Source organism: Paenibacillus barcinonensis (assembly GCF_003217495.1).
GTDB lineage: Bacteria > Bacillota > Bacilli > Paenibacillales > Paenibacillaceae > Paenibacillus > Paenibacillus barcinonensis.
In genome coordinates this window covers 1-24132 of sequence record NZ_QJSW01000024.1, presented here as the reverse complement: position 1 = coordinate 24132, position 24132 = coordinate 1, and the positions used below count along the sequence as shown (strand labels likewise).

The following is a 24132-nucleotide window of genomic DNA, read 5'->3' as shown; positions in this document are numbered from 1 at the left end:
TGTCAACTCATTTTTTCACAGTCACTGGAAGGCGAAGATGGAATATGCTCCCTTGGCCTGCTGCACTCTCAAGTTCAATGGACCCACCGAGCAATCTGGCCAAATCCCTGCTGATGGAAAGACCGAGGCCCGTACCCCCGAATTTCCGGCTTATGGAGCCATCCGCCTGTTGAAAAGCTTCAAATATGGAATGATGCTTGTCCTCCGGTATGCCAATGCCAGTGTCCTGTACAGAGAAAACCAGACAGTCGCTAACATGATCTTCCTGCTTCACCTGTCTGATGCTGACTGTAAGGGTCACCTTTCCTCGAGGCGTAAACTTGATTGCATTGGACATCAGATTTCGTAAAATCTGCTGCACGCGCTGTGGATCAGACCAGAGTGTATCTGGCAGCCCGGCTTTCTTTTCCAGCACGAGCTCAATCCCCTTTTTGTCTGCAACCAGTTGGAAATGATTCATCGCATCCTCAAGCAGCTGGCTAAGACTGATATCCTCCAGGACAATATCCAGACGGCCTGCTTCAACCTTCGATAAATCGAGAATATCGTTAATCAACCTGAGCAGCTCCTGCCCGGACTGATCAATCATGTTCGCAAAACGGATAATCTCCTCCCGCTCCATCGTATCGGCATTTTCACTAATCATCTGGGCAAAATTGATTACACTGTTCAGCGGCGTCCGCAATTCATGGGACATATTCGCCAAAAACTCCGATTTGTACTGGGAGGCGATCATCAGCTGCTTCGCCCGATCCTCCAGTACAATCTGCGCCTTCTGCAGCTCCTCCTTCTGCAAGGATAAAAGCCGATTTGTACTCTGAATCAGCAGAATCCGATTCTGCTCGTTCTGAAAATCACGCAAAATAAAGGCAAAGATAAGGCTGAGCACAATTCCGGTAGGAAGTGTATACGGCATAATATGGGAGAAGAAATACGCGGGTGGAATGACGCCCAGAAAAGCAATGTTCACGCTGTTTACAACGTTGACGATCACTGTAACCAGAATGCCTTTGACAATTAATCTGTAGCTGCTGCGTCTCATCCAGATGTTCAGGCCCGCACACAGCACTCCAAGAATAGACATATTCAACACCGCGGCAATCGTAGCATCTGTAATGCCAAAGGTTAACCTGGATAAACCTATGCCTACACCCACAATAATGACACTATAGGGTTGTCTGTACGTTAATACGGCGACAATTAATGGTACGTAACGAAGGTCAAAAACAACCTCATCTGTCAACTGAAATCCAAATACGGTGCTGATCCATCCAGCAAAAATAAGCGCAAGCACGGAACTGATCTGTTTCACTCGGGACGAAGCACGTATTACGATATATTTATAGAAAACACTTGCCAGATAAGCAATCGTAATAAGCATGCTCATATTGAGTACGAACATCTTCGAAAATTGCATTGATTCACTCCTGTTGTCCGACGTTAAAACCCAAGTGCTACCTTTGTTTGTATTTCTTATTTGGTTATATCATATCATGCTCCAACCACCGCGACATAAAATCTCCATCAAAAAGAAACAAAAAAAGGCACAAATTCAACATTTAAAATGTGTGCAGGACGTAGTAAAATATATTCTTGTTTAAATTTTTTCTTTATAAAGCTGTACTCGTGCTTGCTTCAAACATGATGAAAGGAGAAGTATGGCTATGCATGTGTTAAAAAACAAATCCTATTGGCTCTCGTTAAGTCTGATGTTATCCCTGGCGGTCATGGGCATATTCTATGATATTCTGAACAGTCCAGAACGCGGATATGTTGTCCTGAACTCTCCGCTGGATCAGTTGCTTCCATTTATCCCTGCGATGTCGATTCCCTATCTGGGATGGTATCCGTTTGTGTTCGGTGTGCTCGCTTATCTGTGTGCCAAGGATCGACTTATGTATTATCGTGTCCTGTTGTCTATGAACATCTGTGTCTGGATCTGTTACCTGATTTATTTCAATTTCCAGACTATGGTTCCGCGCCCCGAGCTGACCTTGGCTGGTCCGGGATCGGCCGTGATTAGCTGGCTCTACAGTCAGGATCGCCCCTTCAACTGTTTTCCCAGCATTCATGCCCTGCACTCTTATCTCGTCATGCGTGCCGTCCTCTCGGTATCAAATATCCGCCGATTCATCAAGGGACTGGTCGCTGCCGGAGCAACTCTGATTATTATATCGACACTACTTATCAAGCAGCATATTATTTATGACGCACTCGCTGCAGTTATTCTCGGGGAATGCATCTTCACCATCATTACAGGACTTTCCCTTCATCGGCGGCGCAGAAAAGAAACCAAATGGACGGAGGGGATTAGCTAACCCCCTCCTTCGACTTGACCTCCAGATGTTTCAGCCTTCTCCACTCGTCAATAAACAGCCCTGCAAAATAAGGGTCCCACTGGGTCCCTTTTCCTTCTTCCAGAATCATCAATGCCTTCTCATCACTCATGCCATTCCGATATGGACGATCTGACGTCATGGCATCAAAAGCATCGGCTACCGCAATAATTCGTCCAAATAGCGGAATATCCTCTCCCACCATACCATCAGGATATCCTTTGCCATCATATCTTTCGTGATGTGATCGTACGCCAGGCAAAAAGTCAGCCATAGCATCAACAGGTTCGATCTGAAGCAAAATACTTTCACCTAACACAGGATGTGTACGAATGATGGCAAATTCCTCATCGCTGAGTTTGCCGTCTTTTAACAACACCTCATCCGGTATACCAATTTTGCCGATGTCATGAAGCAATGCAGACTTATATAACAAATCGGCCTGTTCTTCATTCATACCGCTCCGTCTTCCGATCAGAAGGGAATACTCTGCTACACGCATGGAGTGTCCCGCTGTATACTTATCCCGGGCATCCAGGGCAGCAGCCAGCAGCGAGAAGTAGCTTTGCAGCAACTGCCGATTGCGCTCCTGTCTCATCTCCAGACGATTAATCATGATGTTAAATCCGGAGATCAGGGCCGAAAATTCATCTGCATACAGATCCGGTGTCCTTCTGCCGAATTCTCCGCCCTGTATTCGCGTCATCTCGTGTGTCAGCTCCGTAACCGGATCACGGACATCCCGGATCAACAGCCAGCTTCCCACAAAGGCAAATCCAGCTCCCAAAATAACAACAAGCACGCCCCAAAGCGTATATTCCTTAGCAAACTGCTGATCTATGTATTGAAGTCGGATATACGTAGCCAAGAAAAACAAGCATAGTGGAAATAAACCGATAAGTGCCGTACTGATCTGAAATTTTCGTCTCATCGAAACAAGCACTCGTCCACCTAGTGAAGGTTCAACACCGTACAATTTCTTGCCCCTGCGACGTACCTCAAGTAACAGTGGTCTCACTGCCCTTACGGAAAGATAATACTCAATCAGTGCATGCATAATGCCGATCAGCAATGCACACGCAGCCGCAATTCCAACAAATCCATATGGAATCTCCAACCAGCCTGTGCAGATCATCCAGAGTGTAAAACCGGCAGCCGGCAGTGAAAACCCTAACATATGTGGTCCGATAATACGATATATGGTCTGTCCTGGAAAGCGGTGAATTCTCTCGTACATTTTCTCTAATTCGGCCCTTTCATGGTGCTCTGCGGCAAAAAAATGCCTGATCGGACCCAACTGGGCCCACAGCGTAATCAGCTCTGCAACCAGCATGAACAGAATAGAGATAAGTACGATGACCACTAATCGGACATATTGGATATGAGGTATTTGCAAAGTTGAAACCATGATTACTGTGCCCACAACAAAGATGGCTGTTAATGAACCAATCAGATAGTTGCGCAACAGACGGAAGATAAATGCTCGATATACTTCCAATCTAATCCCTCGCTCTCTATGTCTAACCAGTTCTACCCTAATAAAAACGGGAGATTAAAGGAGGCTCACTCCAATATATTTATCGGTTGCTCAGGTCAAAAAAATTAATAAAGTCATAGGCTCCATGTTGCATATTCACACATAGCTTGTCCCGAATGACCGGATAGTCTTTTTTCTCGATGTTAGGCGTGAGGTCAGATGGGTTCGGCGCTGATGACATACGAAAAGGCTGTCCCTTGAAGGGGACAGCCTTTGGGTTATCATTCGTTGCCTGATAACACCCGAACAATTTATGTCGTTTTAATTTTAGCTGCCAGAATCATCGTACCTCGCGGCTGTTCACCTGTCGCATCCGGTTCAAGCGTAATTGCTACGGTATCATAGTCGTTCGCGGAGTCTAACGTGTAATAGACCGCTCCCGTTCCGTCATGGCTCAGGAAGGTCCCGGCATTCTTAGGGGTATCGCCTTTGATCAGCCATACCTGAAATGCCTGATTGCCTTCCAGTGCGGGCAGATTCTCAGCCTGCACGACCAGATGGGTGCCCTTGCTGTCGATCACGATGGATGCAAGTCCCTGTGCGACAATATTCTTCGTGGCGGGGCTCAGCTTGACAGCCTCGCCCATTTTCATGCCTTGCGCTGGCGCCAGTGCCGAAGCAAGCTGCTCTTGCAGCTGAGCGTTCTGCGCTTGCGCCTGAGCCAGCTGCTCCTGCGCGGCAGACGAGCCTGCAGCCTGCTGCGTCAGCGAGTCAATGCGGCTCTGGAGCTGCGCCGCGTACACGCCGAGCACCAGCGCCGCTGCCGCGAGGCCCGCACTGGCTGCGCGCCAGGCGCGGCCGCCGCGCGCACGCGCGCGCGCTTGTGGCTGCCCCAGCTGTGCCTGGGCAGCCTCTTCGGCCCGGGCCGCTGGCACCGCCTTCGGCGGCAGGCCAGGCCCGGGCTGCGCCGCATGCTTCTGCTGCGGCGCAAGGTCTTCCCGAAGCACCGCGGATGCGGGTGCTTCGGGCTGCTGCGCAGGAGCAGCCGCCGGCTTCGCGCCGGTGCTCTCCTGCGCCTGGCCGAGCACGTTGCCCAGCACACGTGCTCGCATGCCTGGCGGCGGTGCCACAGGTTCCGCCGCAAGTGGCAGGAAGCCGGTTACTTCCTGCAATTCCTCTACCTCCTGACGACACGCTTCACAAGTTGACATATGCGCTTCAAATGCCGCCACTTCCTCTGCGTTCAGTCCCCCCAGCACATACATCGGTGCCAGATCAGACCACTCCTCATGTCGTTCTATCATGGATGTATGCCCTCCCTTCCCGCGTCCGGATGCAAATCGGCATCAGCGAGCAGCTTTTGAAGCTGCCGCATGGCAAGCCTGACACGGCTTTTGACCGTACCCAGCGGAATCCCGAATCGGCTGGATACCTCCTGTTGCGTTAAGCCTGCAAAATATATGGATTCAATCACTTGCTTCTGGTCCCCGTTCAGCTGAGACAACGCCTCTTTAATGCGCGTACCCTCCCATTTACGTTGAACCTCTTCTTCTGTGTTTGTATGCTCGTCGGCAAATGCCGCCAATGTCTCATTTTCGACTGAAGTGGCTGCTGCACCTTTCGATCTTCGCCTCAGCATGTCCACCGCGATATTGCGTGTGATCGCAAACATCCATGTGGTCAGCTTCCCCTGTGAGGCATCAAAACGCTCCGCATGATTCCAGATCCGCAGGAAAAGCTCCTGCACAGTTTCCTCTGCCGTCATAGGATCACCGACAATACGGTAGGCAAAAGAATAAACGGCCCGTTCATATCGGTCATATAACAGCTCCAGCGCAGAAGCGTCACGTTCTGCAATCTGCTGCATTAACCTACTGTCCTCTATTGATTCAGTCATTCGAGGGCCCCTTTCTGTATCTTCCCTCATATTATAACCTACGCAGAAACGTTTGAAGAGGATTACCCCTGTGAACATTTTTTTTCGAAAATTTGAAAATCTTTCTTCAGCTTTTCATTTCAAGCCTTCTCTATGTACATTGCACGAAAAACAGGCCTGCATCCGTTGTTTGCTCCATCCAATCCGCATATGGCTTCACGAATAAATAACCAACGGCGTCCTGTAAATAAAAATATTGCTGAAGGGTTCGGGGTAATCGCCGCCATACAGCTGTAAACCAAACATGAGATGATGCAAAGCATAGTTCTCATGCTGTAACAATCCAGGCATCCCGCCTGTCTTCGATCCGGTGTAGTGCTCATTGGATTCAAGCACGTCACCCGTAATAATTTCTTGTGCCGGTATAGAAGAGACCCCATCCGATCGCGGACCCGCGATCGGGAAGCCAATTTTGCTGAATTTTCGTTCCGAGCCAGGAAGTTTTCCGCAGGCGTGCGGGGCACGTCAAGGGAAAGTGACGCAGCATGGGGTAAAAAGGCGGTACAAGATGCACTTTAGTAGGTTTCAAGACACGCCCTAATGTAACATAGTTTCTAAAATACAGCCTGATCCCATGCTTGCCAAGGGCCATCTTCCTTTTTATTGCAATAAATTACAGACTGTGGTATGATATAAAAGTTGTATAAGCAACCTCATATGATTTTCCGTCTTCTATTTAACCCCGGAATATTTTCTTCATGCTGCGACCGCAGCGAATAAGCTCAACTAACCTATGGAGATTGAAGAACCTGAATCACAATAACCCGGTAGACATAGGGTTTACAAGATGTTCCCATTCACACTGGCGCGGTCATCGGAGCCGCAAGGACAAAAGAGAGGTAGGGCTTTTGTTGTTTTGGATATCACTTATTCTTGAGAAGATTGAAAACATACATCAAGCACCCGGAATTGGGTTCCGGGTGCTTTTCCATGTCCAGATGCATTTGGAAAGCTTAAAAAACAAGAAATCAAGCTTCTCATGATCATTCTATACAAACGGGTCTGTACGATTCACAATACGCGATCCGTGATCGCTCCGGGCTTTCCGATCGGCCCAATAGTGCAGTCCACGTCTGGGCTGCGGCCTCTCAACAGAGGACTTAGATAAACATCGTTTTGGAGATAATGACGAGCAGAATGAACAGCACCAGAATAGTTCCCATAGAGCTCCAGGCTCCTCCGCCGTATCCATAGGCAGGTGCACATCCATGGTGATATCCATGCATCATCGGTGCCTGATTTGGCTGGTAGCCATAACCGTAACCATATCCCATCGGCATTGTACCGCATCCGTAACCATACATCTCATGACCTGTGTATTGATATCCATACATCTGCTCATGCCCTCCCTTATGACCGTATACATGCCCCTGTCCGTTCGGTGAGTTAGGTTTAACTTCGCTCATCGTTCATTCCTCCTTAACATTTGCCTACACCCCTAAGCTATGTATTTGCCCTATGCGCGGACCGGGCTATGGCCCTTAACCGGCCAAAATAGGCGTTTGGCCACCATCCCGGTCCTTCCAAATTCCCAATTTCTATCCTCTAGTACGCTATCCAGCTTGTCCACACAAACCAGAACAAACCCTGCCGGTTACCCGGCAGAGCCCAAGTCGTTACACCCAGAAGGATTTAGTGATGATAACCAGCAGAATGAACAGCACCAGAATCGCTCCAGTGGAAGTCCAGCCACCGTATCCACAGCCTACGCCTCTTACTTCGCTCATGTTTATCCCTCCTTTACATCATCGTTAGAATCCAAATGGTTTTTTAAACCAGGAATGCTTTAGAAATGATAACCAGCAGGATAAAGAGAACCAGAATTGCACCAGTCGAAGTCCATGCACCACCAACACCGTAACCTACTCCACCTACAACTCCACCCATGTAAACCCCTCCTTCGATTTGAGGTACAATTCACTATATGCATGAGACACACAGTGGACCGGGCTCATCATAAAAATAGGCGTAGGGTCGCCTTGCTTCAATAGAGCCTGCGCCATCATCATCGAAATACATCTCCGACTTCAGATAATCCGGTTGATAGCCGAACCCCAAAAGACCGCACCTCCCTTGAATCGGGACATGCGGTCTTTTTTCAACAACAATCTACATGCTTCTTCTATATACAACCTTCTACATAACCATTCGTATGCATTGAAATTTTCCACTCCACATTTCTTGCCTTACATTAATTGGGTCTGTTATGCAATAAGGTCAGCTTGTCCTGTACAGATTGCAGCTTCTGCACACTGGAGGCATCGGGCTTGTCACGCCGGTCATCAATTTTGACGGATGTGGAAACACGCTGGGCTCCTGACAGAAACGGAGCTTCATGTAGAGCCGCGATGGCGGTGAACACTTCGTTCAGCGGGCCTTCAATAATGGTGCTCATCGAAGTCAGCTGATATGTAATGCCGCGCTGCCTTTCCAATATTTTTTGCATATCCGCTACATAGCTGCTCAGACTGGTGGTTCCTGTTCCAATCGGAATAACGGTTACTTCTGCAATTGCCACTTCGCTCTGCCTCCTCTGGGCCCCGATTAACCGTTGCCGCTCAAGTTTTAGTCGAGTTTTGACTCCATTTATTTTACCAGCTAAAAGCACGCAAATTCAAACTGACGTGATGACGTCATTCCATTTTTGATAAATTTTTTTTCGCATAAACTTCAAATCTTCCAATCCTTTTCCTTTGCGGATTCGCAGCTTAGATGGTATACTCGGAATTACGTTTTACTGGTTCACCCCTGTTTACAAACACTATATGTTGGGTTACAGTATTCTAACAGCAACAAAATGTAGTAATGCCGCTTCACCCCGCTTCTATGGGTCAACCTCTGGAATCTCGCGAAAAACAGGATGAAATCACCTCTAAAGGTACGCCCCAGTAGGTGTAAATCGCTTTCTCGAAACAGAACTGACACGGAGGTTAACGGGGCTGTTTGGACTGCACCCGGTATCCTTTATTTAGCAGACACGACTTGATCAGACAAAAGCTTACATACTGCACCTTGTTCTGTCCGACACCTGTATGGCGAAGACATTCAAGAAGCCGCAACATGAACGGGCATTTTCAGCCGGAAGGCAGGGAGAATGCTTTTTGTATGGGCATGTGCTGTGTATACACCTTTGTAACGTGATTCTAGGATGAGTCTGTCACCGCATAAACAGCCGCATTGCAGACCTTATTTTGACTTCATTTGAGAGTACACCACTGAGAGTACACCATCCTATTCTTAATTTAAGAATGGTTCAATTTATTTTTTTATCATGTGAAAGTGAGGAATTTTCATGCCACAAGTTGTGACCAAGCCGAACAATCGCCAGCTTGCTTTTGACGAGATGCGTATCTCGGTGTATGCCGATCGTATCCTGGAGGGACTGGACATGCTCGACAAGGAACGTCTGGTACGCGGAGTAACCAGCAAGCTTCGTCGTGACGAAGTTACCGGAGACGAGATCAGCAATGCTTTTATGATGAGCGCTCTGGAGCTGGTAACAAAAGAAGAGCCGAACTGGAAATTTGCAGCAGCGAGATCCCTGCTCACATCCCTATACAAAAAAGCGGCAACCAACCGCAGATACAAATCCTACCCGGACGAGCCTTACGGTGCATTCCATCCGCTGATTGTTGACCTTGTCAAAAAAGGCATCTATCGCGAGGAACTGCTGGAATGTTACACCAAGGAACAGATTGACGAGCTTGCAGAGTGCATTGACTATCGCAATGACCTGCTCTTCGATTACATCGGACTGCTCACACTGGCAGAACGTTACCTCGCCAATGATTTTGACGGAAAAGTGATGGAGCTGCCACAGGAGCGCTACATGATCATTGCAATGTACCTGATGCACCAGGAGCCTGCGGAGAAACGTATGGATCTGGTAAAGGAAGCATACTGGGCAATGAGCAACATGTACATGACGGCAGCTACACCTACGATGTCCAATGCAGGTAAGAAGGTAGCCGGACAGCTATCCAGCTGCTTCATCGACACCGTGGACGACTCTCTGGAGGGCATCTTTGATTCCAATACAGACGTAGCCCGTTTGAGTAAGATGGGCGGCGGTATCGGCGTGTATCTTGGTAAGGTCAGAGCGCGTGGTTCAGATATCCGCGGCCACAAAAATACTAGCTCAGGCGTTATCCCTTGGATTCGCCAATTGAACAACACGGCAGTAAGCGTAGACCAGCTTGGTACGCGTAAAGGCGCAATCGCGGTATACCTTGATGTCTTCCACAAAGACATTCTGGCGTTCCTCGACCTGAAGCTGAACAACGGTGACGAGCGGATGCGTGCGCATGACGTATTCCACGGCGTTTGCTTGCCTGACCTGTTCATGGAGCGTGTCGCAAGCCGTGGTGAATGGAGCCTGTTCTGTCCGCACGAAACCAAAAAAGTCATGGGCTGGAAAGACGAGAACGGCCGCGCACTGGGTCTGGAGGATTTCTACGATGAGTCCTTCGGCGCAGGTGCATTCCGCGAGAAATATGAGGAAGCCGTGAACCACCCGCTGCTGTCCCGTATTACGGTACAAGCGATTGACATCATGAAACGTGTCATGAAATCACAGCTGGAAACAGGCACGCCGTACATGTTCTACCGTGATACCGTTAACCGTGCGAATCCGAACCGTGCACATGGTATGGTGTACTCGTCCAATCTGTGCACCGAGATTATGCAGAACCAATCCGCTACTGTCGTGGAAAAAGAAGAGCTGGTGACCAAGGATGGACAAACGCGCATCGTGATCTCCAAAGTGCCTGGCGACTTCGTGGTCTGCAACCTGAATTCGATCCATCTGGCTCGCGCCGTACCTCATAACGTACTGGAGCGCCTGATTCCAATTCAGGTTCGCATGCTGGACAACGTCATCGACATCAACAATATTGAAGTGCTGCAAGCTCAATACACGAACAGTCAGTACCGCGCTGTCGGTCTGGGAACCTTCGGACTGCATCACCTGCTTGCTCTTGAAGGTATCCGCTGGGAGTCTGAGGAAGCTGTCACTTATAACGATAATTTGTACGAAAAAATTAACTATCTGCTCGTGCAGGCCAGCATGGAGCTGTCCAAAGAAAAAGGACATTATCCGAAGTTCAAGGGCTCCGACTGGGAAAGTGGTCATTACTTTGACCAACGCGAGTACACTACAGGTGAACGCGTAGGCGAATTCGTAACTACAGAGCAGTGGAAAGAACTTCAAGCGCAGGTTAAACAAAACGGTGTACGTAACGCCTGGATGTTTGCTATCGCACCAAACGGTTCCACATCCATCATCGCTGGTTCAACAGCAAGCATCGACCCGCTTTACGAGCTGTTGTCATATGAAGAAAAAACAACATACAAAATTGCCAACCCGGCACCGGATCTATCCGAAAAAACGATCTGGTACTACAAGACAGCATTCATGGTCGATCAGCATGCCTCCATCAATATGGCGGCTGCCCGTCAGCGTCACGTTGACCAGGGTCAAAGCTTCAACCTGTATGTTCGTCCGGATATCAAAGCGACGGAGTTCCTGGAGCTGCATCTGCACGCCTGGAGAGCCGGTATGAAATCCACGTATTATGTTCGAAGCCGTGCGTTAACGATCGAGGAATGCGATTCCTGCGCAAGCTGATGTAAGATGACCACCGGGGCATCCTGTTTTGAATGCAAAATAGCGTTGCCCTGGTTCTTTTTTTGCCCAAAACCTGACCACAGCATCGAATGATGTTATATATATGCCACAAGGAGTGAACGGATTATGCAAGTACAGAAAATTTTTAACACCGAAGCCCCTAACCAATCGACCCGTATTATTGAAGGTGAATGCTCGGGTATCCTGAACTGGAACGACATTCGTATGCCTCATATGTATAAATTGTATAAAGTGCTTCTGCTCAATCACTGGATTGCCGATGAGATTCCAATGTCCAAGGATGCTTCCCAGTTCGCTCAGCTGGACGAAGAAGAGAAGCGTACATTCAAAATCAACATCTCCCTGCTGGCTGTACTGGATTCCATGCAGACGATGTTTGTGGGTGACGTGAAGCGTTACTTTACAGACTCTTCGCTTGAAGCGATCTCGGCAATTATCGGACAGCAGGAAGTTGTTCATAACCAATCCTACTCCTACGTGCTATCTTCCATCGTATCCGATCAGGAGCAGAAAGAGATTTTTGAATACTGGAAGCATGATCCGGTATTGCTGGACCGTAACCGTTTCATCGCAGATATCTACCAAAGCTTCCGGGACAATCCGTCTCCACAGACGTTCTTCCAAGCGATGGTAGCCGATCTCATTCTGGAAGGCATCTTCTTCTATAGTACGTTTGCATTCTTCTATAACCTGGCTCGTGACCAGAAAATGATGGCAACCAGCCAAATGATCTCGTATATCCAGCGGGATGAGAACCAGCACTGCTACTTCTTCGCTGAAGTGTTCAAGCAGCTGCTTGTAGATTTCCCTGAACTCAACACACCAGAGAACATGGAATACGTGTACAAAACGATTGACCGCGCCGTTGAGCTTGAAACAAACTGGGCACATTATACACTCAGCAACGTTCGCGGCATCGACCTCAATGAGCTGGGGGATTACATCAAATACACAGCGAACAAACGCTTGCGTCTGATGGGTATGGAAAAAGCGTATGAAGGCGTTGATGTGAACTGCATGCCTTGGATCAAACCCTTCTCCGACGAAGCGCTGAACGCAACGAAAACCGACTTCTTCGAGGCCAAATCCCGTAACTACGGTAAAGTGGGCGACGATAACGGATTTGACGATCTGTAAGAACCTTGTAACCTACAGCCTCTTATTGCAAGCTTAGTGCAGGTTGCTCTTCGCATCTGTACAGACTCTGCATGAGTACCCTGCCGATCTTGAAAACTACTGTCTACCTTTAAACACTCTCCATGTTGGAAAGATTCACGCTGCCAGCAGGGAGAGTGTTTTTTTGTATCTAAACCTTGTAAAATAGTGGACAGAGCTTCATATTTTTTCTATATGAAATGAGGTCTACTTATGGACAAGGAATTGCTAGAACAGATCAACACCTGGCATGCAGAAGAAAACTATGCTCTCATCGTTCAGCGTCTTGAAAAGTTACCCGAATCGGAGCAGGATTATGAAACGATCGGTCAACTGGCGAGAGCCTATAACAATGTGCAAAACTATCGCAAGGCGATCCGGCTGTTATACGATATCAAGGATCAAGGTCAAGCAGACCCTTTATGGCAGTACAGGTTAGGATACGCCTACTATCATATTGCTGAATATAAACTGGCTCAGGCTGCTTTTGAAGAAGCTGATCGACTCGACCCCCACGATGAATCCACCTTGGAATTTCTGGACTGGATTCGCCCCAAAGCAGCTAAAATGGATCGCGATCGCCTTCGCTGGCAAACGGAGCAGACAGAATGGGAACAAAATGGAACACTAAATCAGCTCCAGGCCGCTTCAGGAACTTACGATCCTGCAACGTTCTGGCAGCAAAGCGATTATGCTCGAGACAACCATGTGTCTGCACCTTTTGACGCAGAATTACAACAGTCCATTGAACAGGAACTCGGCTATATACTCCCCGCTTCTTATATTCAGCTGATGAACACACAAAATGGTGGTGTACCCACACGCACCATGTTCCCGACCCAAGAGAGCACAAGCTGGGCAGAAGATCATATCGCCATAACAAGCATCTTGGGGATCGGACGCGATAAGATGTATTCCCTTGGTGGAGAGTTCGGCAGTCGCTTTATGATCGAAGATTGGGGATACCCTGATCTTGGGGTTGTCATCTGTGACTGCCCATCGGCTGGTCATGATGTCGTTATGCTGGACTATCGCTTCTGTGGACCTCAGGGTGAGCCTTGTGTCGTTCATGTGGATCAGGAGAGTGATTATGAAATTACTTATCTGGCGCCGAACTTCGAAGTTTTTATTCGGGGTTTACTAGATGAAGAGGATTATGAGTTTATGGACGAAGAACAGGCAATTACCGCTGTATTCGCAGAAAACCAGAGCACGACAGCGTTCTCCAAAGAAGCCATTGCCCCTTTTAAGTTCATTGATGGAGGCAGCGGCTCCTATTCCGTCATATTAAATGCAGGCTCCTATCTACAGGATGTCTTTGATACACGCGCAGATGAAGGGTTCGAAGGCGGCGGGTATGACTGGGCCTCCCTTGCAGCTGTGTTTCTTGAAGAAAAGATGCCGCATCTGACTTCAGTTATTCGTTTCGATCCCGAAGCCGACATGTTCTGTGTGTATACAAATGATAAAGAAGCACTTATTACCTTTATTCTTGGATTCAAGCAGGCGTGTGAGCAGCACGATCTTATTATGGATCTGTTTTCCAGAGCAGAGCTTGATTAAGAAGAGATAAGGAGCCTTCTATGACTACTCGTATATACTTTGCTGCCAATGGTCTCGGTCATATCACCGAACAGGATCTGCAACAGGCTCTTGATCATTTCAATCTCGGAGCATTAGTTCACTATCAACGGACAGCCCAAGGTGTCATGGGCCAAACGCTGTTCGTGGAAACGACGCAAGGTGAGTTCATTCTGAAAGGAAATCCATTATACAATGGACAGTTCCTGGAGGAGCAGTTTTTTGTAGAGCAGCTGGCTGTGCGCACGTCCATCCCTGTACCCTTGCCTTATCATATCCAGAAAGATGCACAACCACTCGGTTGGAGCTACGCGATCATGCCCAAGCTGCCCGGGTGTCACTTGTATGAACCGAATTTTCAAGCGACTCTGACTTCTCAAGACCATGAAGACATTGCCGATTTGCTCGCTGAAACGTTAACCCATCTGCACCATTGGAAAGTTCCAGATGCCGGGGAATACGACCCTGTTGCAGACAAAATCATGCCTTTTGCCGGCTCGTATGTGGACTGGCTGTATGGCAGTATTCGCCACTGGCTGCATGATGCAGAGAAATACGCTGTTATCACCGATGCTGACATACGCTGGGTAGATGAGCAATTGAAGCGATCCGAATCCGCTTTTTTGGCTTCGGCAGTTCATGAATTTGTGATGGGCGATTTCAAGGTCGAGAACTTTCTGATCCAGAAAGGGGATCAGCCTGCATCACGGTGGAAGCTCAGTGGATTATTTGATTTTACAACCGCTTATTTCGGAGACGGGACAGCCGATCTGACCAAAATGACCGCAAGATATTTGCGGGAGGGACAGCCCGATCTGGCAGCCCGATTTCTACGCCGCTACCGGGAGCTGATCTGTGCAGATAATCCAGAGAAGTGTGCATATTTTCGTTCACGACTTCGCATGCACTTGCTGTATCAGCGTATTCTGTGGTGGGGCGAGGCCAAAGCAACCGGACAGGTGACCTGGGAGGACGATCTGCCTTTTGCAACGTGGGCTGAGCAGTACATCGAGAGGGTGCTCTCTTTGCTGGATTAAGCACTATGGAAAAAACGGCTTGGTTGCTAAATGAAGCTATCACAACAATGAATCTGGCAGTATAATGTAAAAACGCGAAAACCAAACGGCCAGTGATCCTTGGGATCACTGGCTGTTTAAGTGGATACATCGTATACGTGATAGCTCATTCTGCGTCGTTACACATCATGCACGGTACATTTCATACCCCTTCCAGCCCCAAACATGTTAAAAATCCAGACCGAATTTGGCTTATACCTGTGCAACAGGAGTCTCTTGATGTTTCTGCAGAAACTCCACCATTTTGCGATAAACCAGTATTTCATTCGTTTTTCTGGAGAAGCCGTGGCCTTCATCATGCAAAACGATATATTCTACGTCTACGCCTTTTTCCTCCAGCGCAGCTACGATCTGGTCCGATTCGGCCTTGACTACCCTTGGATCGTTAGCCCCTTGAATAACCAGCATCGGCTTGACCATCTGATCCAGATACGTAATTGGTGAATCCTTCGTCAGACGTTCGCGGTCTCGCACAGGATTACCCAGCCATTTGTCCATCATTGGCTTCCAGTCCTCCGGTACAGAGTCCAGAAAGGTAAACAGATTGCTCGGCCCAAAAATATCTACCGCCGCCCGGAACAACTCGGAATGACGACCCGCGAGCAACAGAGTCATATATCCTCCATAACTGCCGCCTACGACAAACAGCCGCTCCGGTGAGCTGATGCCTTGATCAAACAGCCACTGGATACCTGCGACACAATCCAGTCTCGGCCCTTCGCCCCAATCCCGTTCAACCAGCTTCACGAACTCGGCACCATATCCGGTGCTGCCCCGGAAGTTAGGTGCAAAGATATGATATCCCTGCGCCAGCAGCAGCTGAAACATCGGTCGAAAGAACTTGCCCTCCGATGCCTGTGGCCCGCCATGCGGCCAGAATACGGTATATCCATTCGCTTGATCCGGCTTGGCTTTGAACAACAGTGCTTCAATCTCCAGCCCGTCATAAGAGTTGTAACGCACCACATCAGGATATACGAGATCATCCGGCTTCAGACCTGTTACCCGATTGGCGGTCAACGCCTCCCATGACTCACGGCCTGCGGTAAGGCGGTAGATATTATGTGGTTGCACGGCACCGCGTCCAAGAATGTACACGTTACCGGCTTTGGTTACGTTCATCTGTTCAATCGTATCGAGAGGCATGTCTATAGGGCGAGGTTCATGAGCCCCCTTTTCCAGCACATACATGCGATGCTCCGGCCCTGTCAGTGTCCAGATATACAGCGTTTCGGATGCCTCATACCAGCGGATATCATCTACATCCTCGCCTTCAATGTGGCATAACGCACGGAACTCCCCTGTATCCATAACATACTCCGCCACGTAAGAATACGCCGCATTGTCATTGGTGATCAGCAGCAGGCGGTCATTGCCCGCAAACAGCACATACGGAATTCGGCTCTGACGCTCGGTTACTGGCACGATGGAGATTTGCTTTCCGTTTCGATGCAGATGGGCAGTCTGGTAGGTATTCGAATACATTTTCAAAATAACATAAGCTTCTTCATTCGGACTTACCGCAATCAGACTGCTGGTGACTTCTTGCCCCTGATATAGCAGCTCATCCTCCCCTGTCTCCAGGTTGCGTCTGCGTGCATTCATATAATTCGGATTGCCAGCACTGGTGTTATAATACAATCGTTTGCCATCCTCGGATAAATGAGCATAATAACAGCGGTCACTCGGCTCTGCCGGTACGACAGGAAGTGGTACCCCACCCTCTGGTGGCAAAGCATAGAGGTGATAGTTTTCATTCCCATCTCGATCAAAAGCGGTAAGCAGATGACGCCCCTGAGGATCGGCCTTAATAAATTGACTGCTTTGGTTCAAATACGTCAATGGATACGGATAACCTCCAGGCAACTCCATCGCCCAGATATTCGGTTGACCGTTCAGGTTGCTGTCCATATACAACCGCTTCTCATCTTCGGATACGGCAAAGTGTGATATACGATATGTCTGAAAATACTGCTCCACATCAGGCTTCGGAAACTGGATCATGACAAACCTCCTTGGAATGGACCAATGCTTCTAACATTGGTAAATTAAGGTTATATTTGTCCAGTTTATCGTTTATTCCATCATTTTAACAATAGATATGTAAGGTATAATTCCATTTTCTTTTCTAACGACGAACGAGAGTTTTCCGTTAAATGTATAGACACATGGCATTTAACATTGAAATTACTACTATTAAAGTAGAACCTCCGAGAATTAAACTTCACCGTTTCCTCTACATACCCAGCACAAACAGACGGCCATCATGTAGACAACCGTCTGTTCAAAGCGTTGATACGAAACTTATTCCGAATAAAAGGTCATATGCGGTTTGTCTTCGCGATAATAGTCCAACCGTTGCTGCAAGCTGCCTGTATGTAGTTCAAATAAATGTCCGTCCGGGTCTGTAAAATAAACCGATTTCCCGTCCTTCGCTTCTCTTGGTCTTCCGGGAATAATATCGGCACCTGCGGCTCGCAGCTGCTCCACCGATGCGTCAAACTCTCCTTCTTTTACCGTAAAGGCGATATGGGTATAGGTGCGTTCCGTATAATTACGAAGAACATCCTCCTGATTCAAAGCAATCCAAAGGCCGGCCAGTTCAAAATAAGCCAGCTTGCGTCCTTTCACCTGGATTCGGGCACCGAGAGCCTGCTCAAAGAATGTAATGGATTTCTCCAGATTGGATACGGAAAAGCATAAATGATTGATTCCCTGAATGTTCATATGGCTTCTGACACCTCCGTTTAATTTAAAGGGCACATCTTTATTATGGTATATCCTTCCTGTGGAAAACAAGCATCCTGATCGGTTCACACCGCACCTTCCTCTGGGCGAATGCATAGGGTAGGCTTATCAAGAAATGTTCGAGGAGGTTGTGCAAACGATGAACCCGGTCTATCCATTTTACGGTGAGAAAACGGTGTGTAAACCGCAGAAGCTGGCTTTCCCGCCCCAGCATCAGGATCAACAGCCGGGTCTGGAGACGCTGATGGTTCCCGAGCCAATCAGCGAGGACCCGGCTTATATTGGCAGCTGCAAGCTTCAAGGCAAAGTTGCGATTATTACGGGTGGTGACAGCGGCATCGGACGGGCGGCAGCCATTGCTTTTGCCAAAGAAGGGGCAGACGTTGTCATTGCTTATTTATATGAACGAACCGACGCAGAATGGACACGCAACCGGATCGAGGAGCTGGGTCAGCGCTGTCTGTTGATTGAAACCGATCTGCGGCTGAAGCCCAATTGTGAAGGAGTTATTCGCAGAACAATGGCGTCATTCGGAAAAATAGATGTGCTGGTCAACAACCACGCGGTGCAATACGTACAGCAGAGCATTGTCGACATCTCGGAGGAGCAGCTCTACCATACGTTTCAGACCAACGTGTTCTCGTATTTTTTCCTGATTCAAAGCGCCCTCCCTCACCTGTGCAAAGGAGCTTCCATCATCAACACAGCCTCGATTACGGCTTACAAGGGTGATGTGCGACTCATTGATTATTCCTCAACCAAGGGAGCGGTTGTCTCGCTCACGCGTGTGCTATCCCAATCACTCGCGGACAAGGGCATTCGGGTAAACGCTGTGGCTCCGGGTCCAATCTGGACTCCACTTATTCCATCCAGCTTCTCGGCTGAGGATGTGCAGGTATTTGGCACAGATACGCCGATGGGCCGAGCGGGCCAGCCTTATGAGCTGGCAGCAGCCTACGTCTATCTGGCATCGCGTGATTCCTCGTATGTTACGGGTGAATGTATTCATGTCAACGGCGGCGATATGGTAACTACGTAAAAATATCGGCATGAATACGCGTATATTTAGACGACTTTGCTCGTATTTTGCATGGATATAACAGGATATGAGCCAGGCCGGAATTATAGATTTCATAGTACAGCCTAACCCTTGGTGTGAGGTTTGATTTGCATGGTTTGGCAGGAGAATGGTTATTCCGTTGCGAAAAGGGTTAGAAGCTACACTCCGGTTAAATAACGGAATCTGACATCTCGCGACAAGGAGCTGATTGACGAATGAACTTTGATCCCCTCTACCAACCTTATTCCTCGTACCGTGTGCCGGTATATGCGAAACAGGGCATGGTTGCCACGTCGCAGCCGCTGGCGGCACAAGCCGGGCTGGATATATTGAAGCAAGGCGGCAATGCGATTGATGCCGCCATCGCCACAGCGGCAGCACTCACCGTGCTGGAGCCCACGTCCAATGGCATTGGTGGCGATGCCTTTGCCCTCGTCTGGACGGAGGGCAAGCTGCATGGCCTGAATGCCAGTGGACCTGCGCCTCAAAGTATTTCGATTGAGGCGCTGCAGGCGGCCGGCTATACGGAGATGCCGAAGCTCGGGGTTGTGCCGGTGACGGTGCCTGGTGCACCGGCGGGGTGGGCGGAGCTGAGCCGTCGTTTCGGACGGCTCACGCTGGCGCAAGCGCTGGAACCGGCCATAAGCTATGCGGAGGAAGGTTATCCGCTTGCGCCAGGGCTGGCCCGCCACTGGGCACGGGCAGCCGAGATCTATGCACGCCAGGGTGATGCGGAAGCAGGGCGTGCATGGTTTGAGACGTTTGCCCCTGGCGGGCGCGTGCCCGCTGCGGGGGAGCTGTGGCGCTCGCCGGGCCATGCGGCTACGTTGCGCCAGATTGGCGAGAGCAAAGCGCGAGACTTTTACGAGGGAGAACTGGCGGAACGCATTCATGCTTTTATGGCTGAGCACGGCGGTTACCTGACTCGTGACGATCTGAAGGCTTATCAGCCGGAATGGGTTGATCCGATCTCTGTATCCTATCGCGGTTATGATGTATGGGAGATTCCGCCGAACGGACAAGGGCTCATTGCCCTCTCTGCACTCAATCTGCTGAAGGGATTCGACTTTGCCGAAAAGGAATCCGTCCTCGGTTATCACCGGCAGCTGGAAGCGATGAAGCTGGCTTTTGCCGATGGGGAAAAATATATTACGGAAGCACGCAAAATGGGCGTATCTGTGGAAGAACTGTTGTCCGAAGCATACGCCGCAGAACGGCGCAAACTTATTGGCGACACAGCACAGGCACCCGAAGCGGGTGATCCACGCGGAAGCGGAACGGTGTATCTGGCTGCCGCGGATGGCGAAGGCAACATGATTTCTTTTATCCAGAGTAACTATATGGGCTTTGGTTCAGGGCTTGTAGTACCTGGTACAGGCATTGCACTTCAGAACCGCGGACATAACTTCTCGCTCGACCCGAAGCATGCCAACGCACTGGAGCCGGGTAAACGCACCTACCACACGATTATCCCCGGCTTCCTCACACAAGGCGGTGAGGCTGTTGGACCATTCGGGGTCATGGGTGGATTTATGCAACCACAGGGTCACGTGCAAGTCGTTATGAACACGATTGATCATCACCTGAATCCACAGGCTGCACTTGATTCACCGCGTTGGCAGTGGATTAAGGACAAAACGATTCTGGTGGAGCAAGGCTTCCCTCTTCACATTGCGCAAGCACTGGCCCGCAAAGGGCATGATATCCGAACCGAGCTTGATTCATCCCAATTTGGACGTGGGCAGATCATTTGGCGCAACCCGGATACAGGTGTGTTATGCGGAGGTACGGAAAGTCGAACGGACGGCTCGATTGCGGCGTGGTAGCTCAAAAGGTTTAAAAAAAGAAGCCTAAACACTTTCGAACAATACAGTGTTTGGGCTTCTTTATTAGGAGTGAGGCATTACCGTATAGAATTCATACAGCAAATAAGTTCATATAAGAATGATTTAACAACACATTTGTAAAACCTGTGTTTAATTCATGAAATAGATTTGTATTTCTGTAAATTTTCATCATAGATCATAAAAAAACGACGTTCTTCACCGATATAGATAAAGGGAAAACTCGTTGCATAGATGATTAGGGTTCATCCATCCTCCAGTTCATTTCCAGATTGATACATATAAGCATACAGAAATGAGGTCATCTCAATGAAAACAAATATGTACATCCGCATGGGACTCACCATGCTTATGGCCCTGATGCTGCTCATGTTGGGGGCTTGTTCAACCGGCTCTAAACCAACAGCCACTGATGTAAAAACCCGGGTCGGAATTGTCCTTACAGAGGTCGGTCTGGGAGACCGTTCATTCAATGATGCTGCTTTTAACGGGCTGGTTAAGGCCAGAGACGAGAAAAGCATTGTTTTTGACTATCGCGAACCAACTAAGGATCTGACTGCGGAAGCTTCATTCGAGGAATTTTCCAAGGAAAAATTCGATCTCATTATTGGGCTAAGTGATACGGTCAAGGCAGATATGGAGAAGGTCGCCGCCAAATACCCCGACCAGCAGTTTCTGTTAATTGACAGTCAGTCTGCCTTGCCCAACATTGCTTCCATTTCATTTCGTGCGGAGGAGGGCAGCTATCTCGCAGGTGTAATCGCAGGTATGGCCTCCAAGGAGAGACATGTCGGTTTCTTGGGCGGAATGGATATTCCCGTGCTCAACAATTTTGAACAAGGCTTCAAACAGGGTGTGCTCGCTGTTAATCCAGAAGCTGCTGTAGACATTGTGTATGCCGGTGATTTCGGAAATGCCGATCTGGGCAAGCAGCTTGCCGAGCAAATGATTCAGAAGAAAGGTGCCGACGTGATCTATGTAGCCGCGGGTCTTACCGGTGTCGGCGCATTGACAGAGATTCAGGCATTAGGCAAATACGCGATTGGCGTAGATACGGATCAATTCTTTTTGGCGGAAAAAGCAGTTCTTACGTCGATGTTAAAAAATATTGATGTCTCCATCTATAACGCTGTGAAATCCTTTATCGAGAACAAACACACCTTCCCGAAAAAGGAAATTGTAGAAGGACTAGCCGAGAATGCCGTTGGTTTGACTGCACTGCATAACATGCAACTGAGTGATGAACAACAACGAACCTTCGATGAGCTGAAAGCCAAAATTTCTTCCGGGCAAATCAAAATTACAGTGAATCCATAACCCACGATCCGAGGAGGGACGCATATGAAATTACAGGGAAAATTAATTATTAACGCTCTGATCTCACTGCTTCTATGCCTTGCGCTGGTTGCTTATATTATTATGGAATTGCTTAACATGAATGCGAAAAATCAAAACCTGGTACCTGCCATGCTTAAAGTGAATGAGCTGAACTCCAATCAGATTCAAACCCAGCAGGCGCTGGATGTCTACTCCTTCTCCATGACAGCAGGCAATCAGGAAGCGGTGCTGCTGCTGCTAAAAGAAGGCGAGGCCATGGTTAAGGAGCTCTCAGATGGATTGCTGGAAACAGATCAGGAGCTACAGCTCATTCAGACCGTTCAAACGAAGCTGCAAGCGCTGGTTCAGGGGGCAACCGAGGCAATGAGCAAGATGGACAGCGCAGAAGCCAAACGTTACAGCGCCCGGGTCCGGGGCATACAGAATGATATCTACTCACTGAATGAAATAACGCGGGAGCGCTACACACAATATACGTTCGATCTGGAGAGTAGCATCCAGCAGACATGGCAGATTGCACTTGGCGGGGCTGTCCTTTTGTTCATCGCCGTCATGCTGTTTAATATGTATACTTCACGTCAGATATCCAAGCGTATTCGTCTGATTAAGGATGCTGCCGGGCATATCGCGAGTGGTGACCTGACACATACGCTGCCGGAACCTCGGGGGAAAGATGAGCTGGATGATCTGAGCCGTTCTTTTGGGCAAATGACGAATAATATTCGCGGAATCCTCCTGTCCATTGACTCGGCGGGACAACGAGTGGATCAGATGGCCCAGGATATTGACCGCGGCAATGATACAGTACAAGCCATCGTACAGCAGGTGTCGCGTACAACGGAAGAGCTGTCCGTGGGCAGCCAAAAAATTGCGGAGGATCTCAGCGAAACGGTTATGGTCGTAGACAAAATGCAGTCTACCTTCAACAATAATCTGCAGGCCACTGCCCAATCCGCTGCCGATGGGCGTGATGTATTAGCGACGGTGGAAGAGGGAAATAAGGCGATTGAAGAACAGCTTCGACTCGCTGAAGTAAACCGACACGCCATGTCCGAAGTGGAACAGACGGTGCTGGAGCTGGAAGAAAGTGCGGCTCGTATTACAACGATGACAGGATATGTATCCGAAATTGCCAAGCAGACCACCCTTCTCTCCCTCAATGCTTCCATTGAAGCTGCACGTGCCGGGGAAGCCGGACGCGGATTCGCTGTTGTGGCCGGAGAAGTGAACAAACTGGCCGAGCAGTCTGCTCAAGCAGTCAAACATATCTATGCCGCGGTTAACGAGATTACAGCCTCGATGGAAAAAGTAAAAAATTCCGTGGTGCAAAGCACACAGCTCTTTGTCGAACAGGAGCAAGCGACTGAACAGACACAGCAATCCTTCTCGGCGATCCGCGGGAGTGTGGAGCGCATCAGCGAAGGCATTCAGCAGCTCGCTGAGGACATGACACAATCGAGCAAACTTAGTTCGCAGGTGCAGCAAGCCATTGAAAACATCAGTGCGATCACCGAGCAATCCGCAGCCAGCAGTGAAGAAATCACCGCTTCCACCGCGGAGCAACAACGCTCTTTCTCCGAAGCGAGTCTCAAGGTCAAGTCACTTCGTGATATCAGTGCCGAGATGCATCAGGAACTCCAGCGTTTCCGTCTGTAAGTGGAGTCCACGAGTTGTGTTTACCTATAGTAAAAGTAATCAATGAAACTGCAGCTGGATTATGAGGACTATGTAAGATGAAAGGTGAAAGGTGAGCGAAAATTTATTCTAGCTATGATGAACGTAAACAAGGATAGCCCCCACATATGCTGAGCATCGTAGGTTAAAATGGAAAGTGTCAATACCACCATTTCAGAGCTACACAGCAAAGGAGAGCTATCACTATGCAGTCTACCACAAAATTCATCGGTTTAGATGTGTCTAAAGAAAAAAATTCG

Annotated in this window: 19 protein-coding genes and 1 pseudogene; 10 read left to right on the top strand and 10 right to left on the bottom strand. The window is 48.8% G+C overall.

Annotated features, from left to right (window positions below; translation table 11 throughout):
* Window positions 1–7: 7 nt before the first annotated feature.
* Window positions 8–1417: a sensor histidine kinase gene (locus tag DFQ00_RS24120; RefSeq protein ID WP_110899025.1), complete on the bottom strand. Its 1410-nt coding sequence runs from the start codon at window positions 1415–1417 to the stop codon at window positions 8–10.
* 247 nt (window positions 1418–1664) lie between these two features.
* On the opposite strand from DFQ00_RS24120, the gene DFQ00_RS24115 reads away from it, so the two are divergent.
* Complete coding sequence (locus DFQ00_RS24115; RefSeq protein WP_167433824.1) at window positions 1665–2318, top strand: phosphatase PAP2 family protein; 654 nt, start codon at window positions 1665–1667, stop codon at window positions 2316–2318.
* Here the strand turns inward: DFQ00_RS24115 and DFQ00_RS24110 are convergent.
* The 3 genes from DFQ00_RS24110 to DFQ00_RS24100 form a co-directional block, all read right to left on the bottom strand.
* Entirely contained in the window at window positions 2311–3834 is a 1524-nt protein-coding gene (locus DFQ00_RS24110) for an HD-GYP domain-containing protein (protein ID WP_110899023.1), read from the bottom strand. The two genes, DFQ00_RS24115 and DFQ00_RS24110, sit on opposite strands and share 8 nt — an antisense overlap.
* A gap of 290 nt (window positions 3835–4124) precedes the next feature.
* Complete coding sequence (locus DFQ00_RS24105) at window positions 4125–5117, bottom strand: anti-sigma factor (RefSeq protein ID WP_110899022.1); 993 nt, start codon at window positions 5115–5117, stop codon at window positions 4125–4127.
* Window positions 5114–5710 carry an RNA polymerase sigma factor gene (locus DFQ00_RS24100; RefSeq protein WP_110899021.1) on the bottom strand — a complete coding sequence of 199 codons (597 nt, stop codon included), beginning with the start codon at window positions 5708–5710 and terminating at the stop codon, window positions 5114–5116. Before DFQ00_RS24100 ends, DFQ00_RS24105 begins: the two co-directional genes overlap by 4 nt.
* Window positions 5711–5842: 132 nt before the next feature.
* Here DFQ00_RS24100 and DFQ00_RS29660 point away from each other — a divergent pair, with 132 nt between their 5' ends.
* A complete protein-coding gene (locus DFQ00_RS29660) occupies window positions 5843–5986 on the top strand; it encodes a hypothetical protein (RefSeq protein ID WP_208643821.1) in 144 nt (47 codons plus the stop codon).
* 863 nt (window positions 5987–6849) lie between these two features.
* Here the strand turns inward: DFQ00_RS29660 and DFQ00_RS24095 are convergent.
* From DFQ00_RS24095 to DFQ00_RS24090, 4 genes and pseudogenes are all read right to left on the bottom strand, one after another.
* Window positions 6850–6939 (bottom strand): annotated as a pseudogene (locus DFQ00_RS24095) (sporulation protein YjcZ); the annotation flags it as partial.
* 426 nt (window positions 6940–7365) lie between these two features.
* Window positions 7366–7476 carry a YjcZ family sporulation protein gene (locus DFQ00_RS29655; protein WP_208643820.1) on the bottom strand — a complete coding sequence of 37 codons (111 nt, stop codon included), beginning with the start codon at window positions 7474–7476 and terminating at the stop codon, window positions 7366–7368.
* A 43-nt stretch (window positions 7477–7519) separates the two neighbouring features.
* On the bottom strand, window positions 7520–7636 hold the full coding sequence (locus tag DFQ00_RS29650) for a YjcZ family sporulation protein (RefSeq protein ID WP_208643819.1): 117 nt from the start codon (window positions 7634–7636) through the stop codon (window positions 7520–7522).
* Between the two features lie 304 nt (window positions 7637–7940).
* The gene (locus DFQ00_RS24090; RefSeq protein WP_110899020.1) at window positions 7941–8267 is read right to left on the bottom strand and encodes an MTH1187 family thiamine-binding protein; all 327 of its coding nucleotides are present in this window, start codon (window positions 8265–8267) and stop codon (window positions 7941–7943) included.
* A gap of 774 nt (window positions 8268–9041) precedes the next feature.
* On the opposite strand from DFQ00_RS24090, the gene DFQ00_RS24085 reads away from it, so the two are divergent.
* From DFQ00_RS24085 to DFQ00_RS24070, 4 genes are all read left to right on the top strand, one after another.
* Window positions 9042–11375, top strand: coding sequence for a ribonucleoside-diphosphate reductase subunit alpha (locus DFQ00_RS24085; protein WP_110899019.1), 2334 nt, complete (start codon window positions 9042–9044; stop codon window positions 11373–11375).
* Between the two features lie 126 nt (window positions 11376–11501).
* Window positions 11502–12533, top strand: coding sequence for a ribonucleotide-diphosphate reductase subunit beta (locus tag DFQ00_RS24080; protein WP_110899018.1), 1032 nt, complete (start codon window positions 11502–11504; stop codon window positions 12531–12533).
* 231 nt (window positions 12534–12764) lie between these two features.
* Window positions 12765–14114 (top strand): Imm51 family immunity protein, encoded by a 1350-nt coding sequence (locus DFQ00_RS24075; protein ID WP_110899017.1) that lies wholly within the window; start codon window positions 12765–12767, stop codon window positions 14112–14114.
* A gap of 20 nt (window positions 14115–14134) precedes the next feature.
* Window positions 14135–15169, top strand: a complete 1035-nt coding sequence (locus DFQ00_RS24070) for a phosphotransferase family protein (RefSeq protein WP_110899016.1) — start codon at window positions 14135–14137, stop codon at window positions 15167–15169.
* A gap of 231 nt (window positions 15170–15400) precedes the next feature.
* Here DFQ00_RS24070 and DFQ00_RS24065 read toward each other — a convergent pair whose 3' ends face one another.
* Window positions 15401–17212, bottom strand: coding sequence for a S9 family peptidase (locus DFQ00_RS24065; protein WP_110899015.1), 1812 nt, complete (start codon window positions 17210–17212; stop codon window positions 15401–15403).
* 300 nt (window positions 17213–17512) lie between these two features.
* Entirely contained in the window at window positions 17513–17935 is a 423-nt protein-coding gene (gene fosB / locus DFQ00_RS24060) for a metallothiol transferase FosB (RefSeq protein WP_110899014.1), read from the bottom strand.
* 160 nt (window positions 17936–18095) lie between these two features.
* On the opposite strand from fosB, the gene DFQ00_RS24055 reads away from it, so the two are divergent.
* The 4 genes from DFQ00_RS24055 (at window position 18096) to DFQ00_RS24040 (ending at window position 23854) form a co-directional block, all read left to right on the top strand.
* Window positions 18096–18995 (top strand): SDR family oxidoreductase, encoded by a 900-nt coding sequence (locus tag DFQ00_RS24055; protein WP_110899013.1) that lies wholly within the window; start codon window positions 18096–18098, stop codon window positions 18993–18995.
* Window positions 18996–19231: 236 nt separating this feature from the next.
* On the top strand, window positions 19232–20842 hold the full coding sequence (locus DFQ00_RS24050) for a gamma-glutamyltransferase family protein (RefSeq protein WP_110899012.1): 1611 nt from the start codon (window positions 19232–19234) through the stop codon (window positions 20840–20842).
* 327 nt (window positions 20843–21169) lie between these two features.
* Entirely contained in the window at window positions 21170–22177 is a 1008-nt protein-coding gene (locus DFQ00_RS24045) for a BMP family lipoprotein (protein WP_110899011.1), read from the top strand.
* A 24-nt stretch (window positions 22178–22201) separates the two neighbouring features.
* Window positions 22202–23854: a methyl-accepting chemotaxis protein gene (locus DFQ00_RS24040; RefSeq protein ID WP_110899010.1), complete on the top strand. Its 1653-nt coding sequence runs from the start codon at window positions 22202–22204 to the stop codon at window positions 23852–23854.
* The last annotated feature ends 278 nt before the right edge of the window (window positions 23855–24132 follow it).

Coding starts and splice junctions, on each gene's coding strand:
- DFQ00_RS29655 (WP_208643820.1), bottom strand. CDS start 7,476: ATGAGCGAAGTAAGAGGCGTAGGCTGTGGATACGGTGGCTGGACTTCC.
- DFQ00_RS24085 (WP_110899019.1), top strand. CDS start 9,042: ATGCCACAAGTTGTGACCAAGCCGAACAATCGCCAGCTTGCTTTTGAC.
- DFQ00_RS24105 (WP_110899022.1), bottom strand. CDS start 5,117: ATGATAGAACGACATGAGGAGTGGTCTGATCTGGCACCGATGTATGTG.
- fosB (WP_110899014.1), bottom strand. CDS start 17,935: ATGAACATTCAGGGAATCAATCATTTATGCTTTTCCGTATCCAATCTG.
- DFQ00_RS29660 (WP_208643821.1), top strand. CDS start 5,843: ATGTACATTGCACGAAAAACAGGCCTGCATCCGTTGTTTGCTCCATCC.
- DFQ00_RS24080 (WP_110899018.1), top strand. CDS start 11,502: ATGCAAGTACAGAAAATTTTTAACACCGAAGCCCCTAACCAATCGACC.
- DFQ00_RS24065 (WP_110899015.1), bottom strand. CDS start 17,212: ATGATCCAGTTTCCGAAGCCTGATGTGGAGCAGTATTTTCAGACATAT.
- DFQ00_RS24050 (WP_110899012.1), top strand. CDS start 19,232: ATGAACTTTGATCCCCTCTACCAACCTTATTCCTCGTACCGTGTGCCG.
- DFQ00_RS24055 (WP_110899013.1), top strand. CDS start 18,096: ATGAACCCGGTCTATCCATTTTACGGTGAGAAAACGGTGTGTAAACCG.
- DFQ00_RS24115 (WP_167433824.1), top strand. CDS start 1,665: ATGCATGTGTTAAAAAACAAATCCTATTGGCTCTCGTTAAGTCTGATG.
- DFQ00_RS24120 (WP_110899025.1), bottom strand. CDS start 1,417: ATGCAATTTTCGAAGATGTTCGTACTCAATATGAGCATGCTTATTACG.
- DFQ00_RS24070 (WP_110899016.1), top strand. CDS start 14,135: ATGACTACTCGTATATACTTTGCTGCCAATGGTCTCGGTCATATCACC.
- DFQ00_RS24045 (WP_110899011.1), top strand. CDS start 21,170: ATGAAAACAAATATGTACATCCGCATGGGACTCACCATGCTTATGGCC.
- DFQ00_RS24075 (WP_110899017.1), top strand. CDS start 12,765: ATGGACAAGGAATTGCTAGAACAGATCAACACCTGGCATGCAGAAGAA.
- DFQ00_RS24040 (WP_110899010.1), top strand. CDS start 22,202: ATGAAATTACAGGGAAAATTAATTATTAACGCTCTGATCTCACTGCTT.
- DFQ00_RS24100 (WP_110899021.1), bottom strand. CDS start 5,710: ATGACTGAATCAATAGAGGACAGTAGGTTAATGCAGCAGATTGCAGAA.
- DFQ00_RS29650 (WP_208643819.1), bottom strand. CDS start 7,636: ATGGGTGGAGTTGTAGGTGGAGTAGGTTACGGTGTTGGTGGTGCATGG.